This window comes from Psychrobacter sp. GTC18467 (assembly GCF_055397455.1).
Genome location: NZ_AP038920.1, coordinates 1,395,108 through 1,408,018, shown reverse-complemented (window position 1 = coordinate 1,408,018; position 12,911 = coordinate 1,395,108). Strand labels below are relative to the sequence as shown.

The window sequence follows — 12,911 nt, the reverse complement described above, 5'->3', positions numbered from 1 at the left end:
ATTTTAATAGTTGTGCTGCCATGACCACCTCTGCTGATTTGCCGTCTAAGCCTGTAGATGAGCAAAAATCAAAGTTTCCCTCAGGCAAATTTGTTTTTTGGTTGGTGATTTGCGCGATGGTGCTGCTTGGCACCAACATGCGCTCGCAAATCGTGCTGCTTGGCTCCATGGCGCCGGTGATTCAAGAGGCGCTGAACATCAGCGAAATCCAAATCGGTTGGCTGGGTGCGGTGCCGATGCTGACCTTTGCAGTCGGGGCGCTGATATCCCCCGCCATTGGCAAGCGCTTTGGCATTGACAATACGCTGATTGTGATGATTGCGCTGTTGACCGTTGGGATTTTTATCCGCGCCATTGTGCCAACGTGGGGCGGCTTTTTAACCGGAACGCTCTTGTTAACCCTTGCAGTCGGCTTTGCCAATACCCTTGCCGCGCCCGTGATTAAGCAGCGAACGCCGAATCATATTCCGCTGGTGACCGGAATATTTAGCTTAACGATGACGGTGACGGCAGGGCTGGTTTCGGGGGTGGTGCTGCCATTATCGGAGTTTGTCGGCTGGCAATGGGCAATTGGCGGTTGGGGAATTTTGGGTATTGCCGCGCTCATCGTTTGGGTGATGATGCGGGTAAAATTGGGCGCGTTAACTCAAAATCAAGCGATTGGCTCGGAAGCTGCGCCGCAAGTTTCGGTTTGGCGCTCGGCGTTTGCTTGGCAAATTGCCATTTTTATGGGAATTCAATCCTTGCTGTTTTATACGGTGGCAAGTTTTTTACCCTTGATTTGGATTAGCCGCGGATTGGACGCCAAAACCGCCGGTCAAATGGGGTCGATGTTCCAGTTTATGGCGCCGGTTTCTATCATTACCTTAACGTGGCTGATTAACCGTGGTCGCCCGATTCGCGCTTTGGCTATTTTAGCCTCGGTGCTCAATTTTATTGGCGTTTTGGGGCTGGGGTATTTATCGCCAAGTTGGGCGCTGGTTTGGTCGGGGATGATGGGGCTTGGCTGCTCGGCGATTTTTACTTTGAGTATGATGCTGTTTTCTATGCGAACTTATACCACCAATCAAGCCAGTGAATTGTCCGGAATGGCGCAAGGGGTCGGTTATGTTCTGGCGTTTTTTGGACCTTTAGGAACCGGATTTTTGCATGAGCTTACGGGCAATTGGAACACGCCGATTTTGGTGATGCTGGCATTTATGGCAATTAATATTTGGTTAGCTTGGCTGGTTTGCCGTCCGGTCATGGTCGATGGTAAACCGATTTAAGCAAAAGTTATGTTAACTTAATATTAAGCGGTTGCTTCATTCACAATGCGTTACGCTTGAATGAGGCAAGCGCTTTTTTATTTGCTAAACTAACCGCAAGCTTTTTAATTTTTCGTGGTTAAGGTGACTTATGCGCTTAAAAAATGGCAAGATTGATTTATTGGCGTTAACCCTCGTCGCCGCGCTTGGGGTGGCGCTTGCCGCTTGTCAGCCAAAATCAGCCAAAGACAATAGCCAACCACAAACCGACGTGCAAAATTCCGCGACCGAGTCGACAACCCAAACGGCTGACTCAAGTGATATTAAATTAACGCCCTTAACCATTTTAGCGCTTGGCGATTCGCTCACCGAGGGTCTTGGGGTGGCAAGTGACGCCAATTATCCGGCGCAACTGCAACGCGCACTTCAACAAAAAGGCTATAAAAATATCCAAGTCATCAATTCAGGATTAAGCGGTGAAACCAGTACTGGAATGATTAACCGCCTCGATTGGGTCGCACAAACCAAGCCTGACATTACCATTTTAACTATTGGCGCTAACGACGCGATTCGCGGGATTGACGTTGCTATTGTCGAAAAAAACATTCGAACGGCAATTGCAAGATTGCAAAATGATGGCAGCGTTATTGTTTTGGGCGGGATGCAAATTTATGACAATTTGGGCAGCGATTATGTCAACGCCTTTTCTGAAATGTACCCGCGAATTGCTAACGATACCGGCGCGGCGCTCATTCCGTTTTTTTTAGCAGGCGTTGCCGCTGACCGCAACTTAAACCAAGCCGACGCCATTCACCCGACTGCTGAGGGCTATAAAATCGTGGTCAATAGCAATATTTTACCGGTATTACTGCCGGTTATAGAGAGCACGATTAAACAAAAGCAAGCTCAAAAAAATGATAATTTAGAAAGTACCGATGCAAAAAACAATGAAAAAAAATTTCTTTAGAACAATAACAAAATAATAAGGTCGCCTTATGACATCTAAAGTTACCAAGCCCAATACCACTGACAATCAAAAAAACGCGCCACTATTAATCGCCAATCAGCTTAATAAATCGGTTCGCGTGGGCGAGCGCCGCCTTGATATCATTAAAAATGTCAGCTTAAGCGTTGCGGCAGGCGAGTTTGTTATTATTATGGGGAAATCGGGGTCTGGCAAATCAACCTTGCTTGGGCTTTTAGCCGCCCTTGACTATCCCGACAGCGGCAGCATTGAGCTTGATGGCGCGCTTTTAAACACCTTAGATGAGGACAGCTTAGCCAAAATTCGCCAGTCAGAAATGGGCTTTGTATTCCAATCGTTTCATTTATTGCCAACGCTGACCGTCAGCGAAAACATTGCCTTTCCTCTTGATATTGCCAAATCGCCTGATGCTGACCGCGTTCAAGAATTAATTACGGCGGTCAATTTAAACCACCGAAAACACAACTTGCCAGCTCAATTGTCCGGCGGCGAGCAGCAGCGAACGGCGGTGGCTCGGGCATTGGTCGCTCGACCAAAAATTGTTTTTGCCGATGAGCCAACCGGCAATTTGGATGAAGAAAACGCCAAGCAAGTGCTTAATTTGCTGCTTGATTTGCGCAAAGACTCGGGCAGTGCTTTGGTAGTCGTTACCCACGACCCTGCCCTTGCCAAGCTTGCTGACCGCGTCATCATCATGAAAGATGGCAGTATTGAAGACAGTAATTTGCAAAATTTGCAAATTGCAACCGCGGCAAAAAGAGAGGTTGCAATTTGAGCCTTGACCGTAAGCCTTCGCCAAATTCGCCCAACGCTGCCAAATCAAGCGAAACCTTTTTAGCCCTACTATTCGGGCGCTCACTGGGCAATAAAGCCCTATCACAAGCGTGGTGGCGGCGCTGGATTTATCCGCTGCTACTGCTATTGACCCTGAGCTTATCGCTTGCCACCTATTTGAGCCTTGACTCCATTCAAGCGTCCGTCGATGACTATATCAATGACAATCAGCGCGCCCTTGTTGGCGGCGATTTGATTATCAGCAGCAATCAAGACTGGCCGCCGGAACTGCTTGCCAATATCCAAAAGCTTGACGCTGATGACGTGGTGATGGATTATCGCTTTAACGCCATGCTGACCACCGACAAGCAAACTCAGCTTGGCTATGTCAAAGCTGTTAGCGCCAATTATCCGCTTTATGGCAAGGTTAAACTTGGCTCAAATAAGCCGCTTTGGCAGCAATTATCTGACCAAAATATCGTCGTCGCTCCCGAAGTCCTCACCGGACTTAATGCCAAAATTGGTGATAACATCACCATTGGTGAAGGTCAATTTACTATCATTGACACCTTAATCAAAGAGCCCGACCGACCGCTGACTGCCTTTGGATTTGGCGGTCGGGTGATGATGAGTGAGGCGGCCGTCGCCAAAACCAAACTTATCGGCGAGCGCAGCCGCGTCAGCTATAAAATTGCGCTAAAAGGTAGCGCAGATAGCATTGCTGCTGAGCGCGAAAGCTTAGGCAACATTTTAACCCATTATCCGGATATTAAACTGAGCGACGCGCAATCGGCGGATACGTCCATCACGCGGATTTCGGACAACGTTTTGTTGTTTTTAAAGCTGCTCGTCATTGCCGTGCTGCTGCTTGCGTTGGTGGCGATGTTTGGCATCATCACCGCTTTTGTGAATAAGCAGCAATCGGTTAACGCCACAAGGCTTGCGCTTGGTGAGTCGCGGCGAGCGGTAAATATCAGTTATTACCGCCTTTTTGGCATTTCCGCTATTCTGTCTTGGCTGATTGCAACGGTGTTAAGTGTCGGCTTTCTTATTATTGCCAGACCGCAGCTTGGCGCGATTTTACCTGCCGATATTAGCTTGAGTATTAGCCCCATTAGCGTGATTAAAACGCTAATTATTGCCTTGGTACTCACCTTATTTATCACCCACCGAGCACTGATAAGCCTCGCTAAAATGCAACCGGCAGTACTGCTTCAAGAAGACACAAGCTCCAGCCCAAGCAACTTTTTACCGCAAAAAAAATCAAGGCTAAAAGTGATTATCATCGGCTTGGTGTTGTTCGGCTTTTTTACCTTAGAAGCAGGCTCGTGGCAATTGGCACTTGGATTAATGGTTGGCTTAGTTACTGTATTAACGATTTTTTGGGGACTGGCGCAAGCTTGGCTTTGGCTGCTCGCAAAACTTGCTAAACGCCATAAAATCGGGCTGCTGCCACGACTTGCCATTCACAACTTATCGCGAAAAGGCAATCAATCGGCGCTGTTTTTTATGACCCTTGCTTTATCCGTCGCCGTGCTTGCGCTCGTGGCGACCCTTAATCACAGCATCACCAAGCAGTTTGTGACCAGCTACCCAAAGGACGCGCCCAACTTATTTTTACTAGACGTTCAAAGTGACCAACATGACAGCATCAACCAAATTATTAACGCGCCGGTGACTTATTTTCCGGTCATTCGCGCCCGAGTGGTCAGCGCAAACGGGATAAAAGCGGCTGACATCGTGCCCAAAGACGGCTTTGATGACCCCACTCGGGTCTTTAATTTAAGCTACAGCGATAAGGTAATGGACACCGAATTTATTAAATCAAGTGTTAAAAAAGACGCGCTGTTTGCGCCTGTCAGTCAAGATAAAAGTCAGCTTGCCGGCGCGCTGAAAATGGCGCCGATGTCGATTTTGGATACCGCTGCTGACTTATTAAACGTTAAAATGGGCGATGAAGTTCGCTTTAATATCCAAGGGATTGAAATCATTGGTAAAATTACCAGTATTCGCTCGCGGTTTGAACAAGGTCCTAGCCCGTTTTTTTATTTTTTATTTGAGCCAGATGTGTTAGCCAAAGCCCCGCAAATTCAATTTGCCACCGCTCATGTGGAAAAGCAAAACATCGCGCCGATTCAAGGGGAGCTGACGCGGCGCTATCCGGCGATTACCACCATTGATGGCGCGATGATTGCTGAACAGGTGCAATCGCTGATTGCGCAAATGAGCCGATTGGTATTTGTATTCACCTTACTGGCGCTGATTACGGGGATTATGGTTCTGATAAGTTCCTTGCTAGCAACAACCCAAGAGCGCTTAAAAGACAGCGCCTCTTATCGTTTGCTTGGGATGCAAAAGCGTGATTTGTACGCACTCAATATCATTGAAATCATCTTAATTGGCTCAAGTGCGGCTATTTTTTCACTTGTAGTAGCCAGCCTTAGCGCTTGGTTTGTGGTCACCCAAAAATTTCAGCTGCCGTTTAGCTTACCTTGGTTGCAGTTTTTATTAGGGCTTGCTGCGCTGCTGATTATTTTAATTGCCATTGCGCTGATTTACGTTCGCTTGGTGATTGGTCGCGGCATCATGGCGCGGGTTCGGGCGCTGATTTAGTTGGTTTAGGCGAAAACGAATTTATCTAAGCCATAGTCAAAAGCGGCAACGCCAAAAGCTAAGCTTTGCTATACTAATTTTATTTTTAACTTTCAGACAATGATTTAGGCAAACGTTATGAAATTTTCAAGTTTTGGGCAAAAATTTACTAAACCTACGGGCATTTCACAATTGATGGACGATTTGGGCGATGCGCTCAAAAGCGATCAGCCCATTAACATGCTTGGTGGCGGTAATCCGGCGCGAATTGATGCGGTGAATGATGCTTTTTTAACGATTTATCAGCAGTTAGGCGCAGCGGATTTACTTGCCAATCAAGCTTTAGAAAATATCGGCAATTATTCCAACCCGCAAGGCGACGGCAAATTTATCGACGCGCTCGTTGAATTTTTTAACCGTCATTACGACTGGCAATTGACCAAAGACAATATCGCGCTGACCAACGGCTCACAAAACGCCTTTTTTTACCTGTTTAATTTATTTGGCGGCGAGTTTGATGATGAGCAAAATCAAGACGGAAGCCGTGAAAAACAAAATAATAAAAAGAAAATTAAGTCCATTTTGCTACCGCTTGCCCCTGAATATATCGGCTATAGCGACGTTCAGGTTGGCGGTCAATATTTTAAAGCCGTTCTGCCAAAGATTGAAGCTTGCCAGCATGACGGCGAAGAAGGCTTTTTTAAATATCATGTTGATTTTGACGCCCTTGAAAACCTGCCGGAACTCAATAATGGCGAAATCGGCGCAATTTGCTGCTCGCGCCCGACCAACCCCACCGGAAACGTGCTGACCGATGAGGAAATGCAGCGCTTAGCTGCCATTGCCAAACGCTTTGAGGTGCCGCTGATTATTGATAATGCTTATGGCATGCCGTTTCCTAACATCATTTATTCCGATGCGACGCTTAATTGGGATGACAACACCATTTTGTGCTTTAGTTTATCCAAAATTGGCTTGCCTGGCATCAGAACCGGAATCATCGTGGCAAATCCTGAAGTCATTAAAGCAGTCAGCGCGCTAAATGCCGTGGTCAACTTATCACCAACAAGGTTTGGCGCCGCCATTGCCACGCCGCTGCTGCAAGATGACCGAATGAAAGCCTTATCCGATGAGGTCATTCAGCCGTTTTATCAGCAGCAAGCCACTACCACCGTTCGCTTGTTAAAAGAAGCGCTCAGCGATTATCCCATGCAAATTCATAAGCCTGAGGGCGCGATATTTTTATGGATTTGGCTTAAAGACTTGCCGATTACCACCCTTGAATTGTATGAGCGCTTAAAAGCTAAAGGCACGTTGATTGTCCCAAGTCAGTACTTTTTCCCTGGAGTTGACGTTGACAATTACGACCATGCTCACGAGTGCTTTCGGATGAGCATTGCCGCCGATGATAAGACTCTGATTGAAGGTATTAAAGTGATTGGCGAAGTCGTTCGCGAAATTTATGACAACGCAAACGTCTAATTTGAAATCAACTGATAAAGCCTGAAGCCTAAAAAAAGCTGCTTTAACGATTGAGCAGCTTTTTTGGTGCGGTAGATTTATTAAATAGTTTGGTAAAACAAGTTAAAAAATAAAGCACGTAAGGCAGCAGGCAAGTATTAATAAGGTCATGAATGCTGTCGCGAATCTCCTTATCACTTAAACCGTTAAGCCCTGTTTTAATCAGGGTTGGCTTATTGTCCAAATATTCACCCAAGAGCGCAATTATCGTCACAATAATCAGCGCCATCATACCGCGAGCGCCCAATTTTTTAACCACAGGTCGCAGCACGATTAAGCTAAGCAAATAAATACTCACGCCGACATAAATATGCAGCGCATCTTTATCAAGACCGCTTGCGGCAACGATGCCTTCTTTAAAATTGTAAAAATCCACCAAACGCTCCAAATTGATTCAGAGCGCCTAGTTTACCGCACCGTATTTTCATTAGCGTAAGCCAAATGTAGCTTTTAGATTAAATCTTCCAATCGACAAAGTTTTTCAGCAGTTGCAGCCCTGCGGTATGGCTTTTTTCGGGGTGAAATTGGGTGGCAAATAAGTTATCTTGAATCAGGCTTGCGCAAAACGGCTTGCCATAATTGCAAATTGCTGCCACCACTGACGCCTCTTTTGGCGCGCAATAATAGCTATGGACAAAATAAAAGTATGAGTCCTCAGCAATATTTTTCCAAAGCGGATGCTCGGTTGCCATCTGATTGATGGTGTTCCAGCCCATATGTGGAACTTTTAACACCTCGCCTTGAGCGTTAAATAATGGATTATCAAAGGCGTTCACCGACCCTTTTAAAATCTCTAAGCACGGCGTTCCGCCATTTTCGGCGGACGACTCAAACAGCGCCTGCATCCCCACGCAAATTGCCATGACCGGCTTGTTAAACACTGCCGATTGAATCACCTCATCGATGCCGGCTTGTTGCATGCCAAGCATGCAATCGCGCATTGCGCCAACACCCGGAAAAACGATTTTATCCGCCGCCGCCACCACTTTGGGATCAGCGGTGATGCTCACGTCTGCCCCAACACTCGCCAGCGCCTTTGCCGCCGAGTGCAAATTTCCCATTCCATAATCGAGCAGTGCGATTTTCATAAAGCCTCTTTGGTTGATGGCAAGGTGTCAAGCGCTCGCGGGTCGTACTCGCAGGCCATTCTGAGCGCTCGGGCAAACGCTTTAAAGGTACATTCAATTTGATGGTGGCTATTTTTGCCTTTTAAATTGTCCAAATGCACCGTCATCCAAGCGTGATTGACAAAGCCGTAAAAAAACTCGCTAAATAAATCCACATCAAACGTGCCGACGTGCGAGCGGGTGAATGGAATGTCCATGTGCAGCCCCGGGCGACCTGAAATGTCCACCACGGCGCGGGTCAACGCCTCATCAAGCGGCGCATAAAAATGACCATAGCGGCGGATGCCTTTTTTATCACCAATGGCTTTGGCAAATGCTTGCCCCAAGGTGATTCCGGTGTCCTCAACGCTGTGGTGGTCGTCGATATAGGTGTCGCCCGTGCATTTAATGTCAATGTCAAACAGCCCATGGCGCTTGATTTGGTCAATCATATGATCCAAAAATGGCACGCCGGTATCCACCACGCCTTGACCGGTACCATCAAGGTTGACCGTACAGGTCACTTGCGTTTCAGCAGTGTTGCGCTCAACGGTGGCGGTGCGGTCGGGGCGATTGGCAAGGGCTTTTGTGTCATCTGTCAAATTGGCGGTCATGGCTACTCTCAATAATAAATCGTCAATAATGAACGTCGGTTTTGGGTGTTAGCTTTGGATGTTAATTTGTGAGGGTTGATTTTGAGGTCAATAACAAGAGGTTATCAAAATCAAGCCATTGAAAAGTTCTGCTTATGATAGCAAACCCTGTGATAATCGGCTATGGCTTGGCAGGATTGCGGGTAAATATTTCTAACTCTGCTAAAATAATCATAATTTTAATGCTCAATTTTAACTTTCCAACTTGAATCAGGAGCCTTTATGCCCCTTGAAGCCTTTGCCATCACCCGACTTGATGCGCCGCTGATTAAAAAACCTGCCCGTAAAAATGAGCTTGCCGAGCGCCTAAAAGACCTTTATGACGCTGATGACAGTCATCCTGACGGCGATAGCGTGCTAAACATCGTCGAAGCCAGCTTTGCACGCGGCGGCTGTCTTTATGTCGGTATGTTTAACGACAAGCCCATCGCGGCAGTTGGCTGCTTTGATGACGGTCAAACCAACAGCAAACGCTTGCAATACCTCACCGTGCATCCGCAAAATCACGGTCGCGCCATCGATGCCAAATTTATCAAAATGGTTTATGACCTTGAAGTCAAAAAAGGCGTCCGCGCGTTTGTCCCTGCCGAAACTTTAATTCACCAAATCATGAGCGATTATGGCTTGCTTGCCCTTGACGGCTGATTTTGTCAAAAACGGCAACTATTTTGACTTTTTTAGAAAAATATCTTGACAGTAGCACTAATATTTAGTTTAATAGCGCCTCAACGACATTGGCTCGATAGCTCAGTCGGTAGAGCAACGGATTGAAAATCCGTGTGTCGGCAGTTCGATCCTGCCTCGAGCCACCATTCGTTGACCAGATATTAAAAGCCTCACTCCTTTTGGATTGGGGCTTTTTTTATGGTTAAATTTTTATCTTTTAAAAGCAAATAATCAAAAAAACAAATAGCCAAAATGCTGTCAGTCACGGTTTATAACAGTTTTGCGCCTACCTTTTGCCTATACTAAACCATGACAAAGCTAAGCGGTAGCAAAGCTTGGCTGTGGAAAAGGAGAAGTTATGGCAGACTTTGATTACGAGCTAGACTACCAAGCGCTTGATTTGCGAGCGCAACCTGAGCTTTACCGTGTGGGTCGCGGTGAGCAAGGCGTGCTGCTTGTTGAGCCTTACAAATCGGAAATCCTGCCGCATTGGCGCTTTGCCACGCCTGAGATTGCCCAAAAAAGCAGCGACACCATTTATCAGATGTTTTTAGATTATTTAGCCGCAGGTGACTTTGTTGGCGCGGACATGGCGCGCAAGTTTTTGCAAATGGGCTTTACCCGAGCGCGCCGCTACGCCAATCATAAAGGCGGCAAAAAATACAAGGGCGCTGTCCCTGCTGATAAAAAAGGTCAAAGCGGCGCTCATGGTCGCGACGAGTTGCCACGGCAGGTTGAAGACCCCATAAAAGCCGAATCGGCACGAATTTTTAAAGAAAAATGGGACTTGTGCCGGAGCAATCCTGATTACCAAGCGCAAAAAGCCGACCATAAACAGCGCTATGAAAGCGCCAAGTAATGAACTCTCAATGCCAAACCCGCCGCCCTAATAACAAGAATAAGGACAATGTTGTGCAACAAAAACAATTACTCATGTTTGACTTTGATGGCACGCTGATTGATAGCGTTGCCGATTTGACCGCTGCTGTCAACGTCATGATGCAGCATCTTGGTCGCGACCCCTATCCGCTAGATATTATTAAAACTTGGATTGGCAATGGCGCGTCAATGCTCGTGAAACGCGCGCTGTCAGGCGATATTCAAGTTGATGAGTCGTTATCGGCATCTGAAATCAAAGAGGCGGAGCGCTTATTTTTAGCTGCTTATGAGGCGCTTGATTGCTCGCAAACCATTGCTTATCCCGATGTCACCTCAGGCTTAAATCAGCTTCATCATTCTGGCTTTACCCTAGCACTGGTCACCAATAAGCCCATCCGCTTTGTTCCCAAAATTATCAATCATTTTGGTTGGTCGCCGCTGTTTTCAAATCTCATTGGTGGTGACAGCTTGCCGCAAAAAAAACCGGACGCCGCGCCACTTTTGCACACTTGCCAGACTTTAAATATTGACCCAAAAAACGCGGTGATGATTGGCGATTCAATCAATGATATTTTAGCTGGAAAAAATGCCGGAATTGACACCATTGGGCTGTCTTACGGCTACAACTATGGTCAAGATATTAGAGATTGCAATCCCAATTTTGCTTTTGATGATTTTCAAACGCTGACCGATTTTTTATTACAGCAAAAGCAGTAAAACTTAAGCCTTGCTGCGATAACTGAGCGCCTCGGACAAATGGCGGCTATCGATAGTGTCGCTCGCTGCCAAATCGGCAATGGTTCGCGCCACCCGTAAAATCCGGTGATAACTGCGAGCGGATAAATTAAGCTTGGCTTGAGCGACTTGCAATAATTGCTGCTCACTGGCGCCAAGGGTGGCGTATTTGTCCAAATCGCTTGGCGTCAGCTCATTGTTGGCTTTATTTTGCCGTAAAAGTTGCCGCTCATAAGCTTGACTTACCCGCAAACGAACATCAACGGAGGCTTCACCAGCTTGCGCATTTTGCAAATCGCTAATTGGCAATGCAGGAACGGTGATGTGCAGGTCAATTCGGTCAAGCAAAGGTCCCGATAATTTATCCTGATAGCGCTTCACCTGTTCAGGTCGGCAGCGGCAGCGCCCCGATGGGTCGCCATCAAAGCCGCAAGGACAGGGATTCATCGCGGCAATCAGCTGAAAATTTGCCGGAAAGGTCAATTGGGAGCTGGCGCGGCTGATGGTGATTTGTTTGGCTTCTAATGGCTGCCGTAATACTTCCAAAACGCTGCGCTCAAATTCGGGCAGCTCGTCTAAAAATAGTACGCCTTTGTTGGCAAGGGTAATCTCGCCGGGTCTTGGTTTTGAGCCGCCACCAACCAAAGCCACCGCCGAAATCGTATGATGGACTTGACGAAAGGGTCGCGTTCCAAAATGATAATCACTGTCGGCAACCGAATAAGTGCTTGCCACCTCAAGCGCCTCCTCGCTGCTCAGCTCCGGCAAAATCGTCGGCAAGCGCTCCGCCATTAAGGTTTTTCCCGACCCTGGTGGTCCTGTAAATAATAAGGAATGACCGCCGGCTGCGGCAATCTCAAGGGCGCGGCGGGCATGATGCTGACCTTTAACGTCCGCTAAATCGACCGAGTATTGAGCTTGATTTTGGCTAAAATCCGGCTGAACGACCGCTAAAGGCTCAGCGTGAATCGTTGCGGCTGCGGTTTTACTTAAACTTTGCAAATGCGCGCAAACGGCTTTGAGATTAGGCGCGGCAAGGACGGTGACGCCCTCAACTCGAGCCGCTTCCTTACCGTTGTCATTAGGAACAATCAGCTGCTTCACCTTTGATTTTGCAGTCATCATGGCGCGAGCAACGGCAAGGCTTCCAGAAACCGGTCGCAAATCACCATTTAAAGCAAGCTCACCGATAAACTCAAAGCCGCTTAGCGTTTCAGCGTCAATTTGACCGCTTGCGGCTAAAATGCCAATAGCAATCGGTAAATCAAGGCGAGCGCCGTCTTTGGGCAAATCGGCAGGGGCTAAATTAATCGTTAATCGGCGATTGGGAAACTGAAATCCTGAGGTTAAAATCGCTGAGCGAACGCGGTCTTTACTTTCTTTGACGGCAGCGGCAGGCAAGCCAACGATGGTCAGCGCCGGCAGTCCTTGCGACAAATGCACTTCAATCACTACTTCGGGCGCGTGAAGCCCAACCACCGAGCGCGTAAACACTTGCGCAAATGACATGATATTTTCCCAAGCTGACCCAATTGCCAAGATGATAAATCAATTGGCATTACTGTGCAATTGTTTTGCCTTGCCATTATTTTTCTCCCAGTTTTTTATTGACCTGATTAATCCTTAATCTTAATGCTGATTTATAGCTCTGCTTTGTTATAATGGTCTAAGCTTAATTATCATGTTGCCCACAAAAACGACTGCTGATAATTTGCCGCCTTATTTTTATAAAAGGAAGGTCAAATGCCAAACT

12 protein-coding genes and 1 tRNA gene are annotated in these 12,911 nt (G+C 47.1%); 9 read left to right on the top strand and 4 right to left on the bottom strand.

Annotated elements, in window-relative coordinates; all coding sequences use genetic code 11:
• Nucleotides 1-20: 20 nt before the first annotated feature.
• The 5 genes from ACZ5XY_RS06065 (at nt 21) to ACZ5XY_RS06045 (ending at nt 7,080) form a co-directional block, all read left to right on the top strand.
• A complete protein-coding gene (locus ACZ5XY_RS06065) occupies nt 21-1,268 on the top strand; it encodes an MFS transporter (RefSeq protein WP_464739911.1) in 1,248 nt (415 codons plus the stop codon).
• A 130-nt stretch (nt 1,269-1,398) separates the two neighbouring features.
• Nucleotides 1,399-2,214 carry an arylesterase gene (locus ACZ5XY_RS06060; RefSeq protein ID WP_464739909.1) on the top strand — a complete coding sequence of 272 codons (816 nt, stop codon included), beginning with the start codon at nt 1,399-1,401 and terminating at the stop codon, nt 2,212-2,214.
• A gap of 28 nt (nt 2,215-2,242) precedes the next feature.
• Nucleotides 2,243-3,007 (top strand): ABC transporter ATP-binding protein, encoded by a 765-nt coding sequence (locus ACZ5XY_RS06055; protein WP_464739907.1) that lies wholly within the window; start codon nt 2,243-2,245, stop codon nt 3,005-3,007.
• A complete protein-coding gene (locus tag ACZ5XY_RS06050; RefSeq protein ID WP_464739905.1) occupies nt 3,004-5,619 on the top strand; it encodes an ABC transporter permease in 2,616 nt (871 codons plus the stop codon). Before ACZ5XY_RS06055 ends, ACZ5XY_RS06050 begins: the two co-directional genes overlap by 4 nt.
• 117 nt (nt 5,620-5,736) lie before the next feature.
• Nucleotides 5,737-7,080 carry a valine--pyruvate transaminase gene (locus ACZ5XY_RS06045; RefSeq protein ID WP_464739903.1) on the top strand — a complete coding sequence of 448 codons (1,344 nt, stop codon included), beginning with the start codon at nt 5,737-5,739 and terminating at the stop codon, nt 7,078-7,080.
• 43 nt (nt 7,081-7,123) lie between these two features.
• Here the strand turns inward: ACZ5XY_RS06045 and ACZ5XY_RS06040 are convergent, their stop codons facing one another.
• From ACZ5XY_RS06040 to hisB, 3 genes are all read right to left on the bottom strand, one after another.
• A complete protein-coding gene (locus ACZ5XY_RS06040) occupies nt 7,124-7,495 on the bottom strand; it encodes a hypothetical protein (RefSeq protein ID WP_464739901.1) in 372 nt (123 codons plus the stop codon).
• A gap of 79 nt (nt 7,496-7,574) precedes the next feature.
• Nucleotides 7,575-8,207, bottom strand: coding sequence for an imidazole glycerol phosphate synthase subunit HisH (hisH, locus tag ACZ5XY_RS06035; RefSeq protein WP_464739899.1), 633 nt, complete (start codon nt 8,205-8,207; stop codon nt 7,575-7,577).
• Nucleotides 8,204-8,839 (bottom strand): imidazoleglycerol-phosphate dehydratase HisB, encoded by a 636-nt coding sequence (gene hisB, locus ACZ5XY_RS06030; RefSeq protein ID WP_464739897.1) that lies wholly within the window; start codon nt 8,837-8,839, stop codon nt 8,204-8,206. Before hisB ends, hisH begins: the two co-directional genes overlap by 4 nt.
• A gap of 261 nt (nt 8,840-9,100) precedes the next feature.
• Between hisB and ACZ5XY_RS06025 the strand changes: the two genes are divergently transcribed.
• The 4 genes from ACZ5XY_RS06025 (at nt 9,101) to ACZ5XY_RS06010 (ending at nt 11,140) form a co-directional block, all read left to right on the top strand.
• On the top strand, nt 9,101-9,523 hold the full coding sequence (locus tag ACZ5XY_RS06025) for a hypothetical protein (RefSeq protein ID WP_464739895.1): 423 nt from the start codon (nt 9,101-9,103) through the stop codon (nt 9,521-9,523).
• 91 nt (nt 9,524-9,614) lie between these two features.
• A tRNA-Phe gene (locus tag ACZ5XY_RS06020) sits at nt 9,615-9,690 on the top strand.
• A 212-nt stretch (nt 9,691-9,902) separates the two neighbouring features.
• Nucleotides 9,903-10,403, top strand: coding sequence for a DUF4385 domain-containing protein (locus ACZ5XY_RS06015; RefSeq protein ID WP_464739893.1), 501 nt, complete (start codon nt 9,903-9,905; stop codon nt 10,401-10,403).
• A 74-nt stretch (nt 10,404-10,477) separates the two neighbouring features.
• Nucleotides 10,478-11,140, top strand: a complete 663-nt coding sequence (locus ACZ5XY_RS06010) for a phosphoglycolate phosphatase (RefSeq protein ID WP_464743793.1) — start codon at nt 10,478-10,480, stop codon at nt 11,138-11,140.
• 3 nt (nt 11,141-11,143) lie between these two features.
• On the opposite strand, the gene ACZ5XY_RS06005 is transcribed toward ACZ5XY_RS06010, so the two are convergent.
• A complete protein-coding gene (locus ACZ5XY_RS06005) occupies nt 11,144-12,667 on the bottom strand; it encodes a YifB family Mg chelatase-like AAA ATPase (RefSeq protein ID WP_464739891.1) in 1,524 nt (507 codons plus the stop codon).
• Nucleotides 12,668-12,911: the final 244 nt, after the last annotated feature.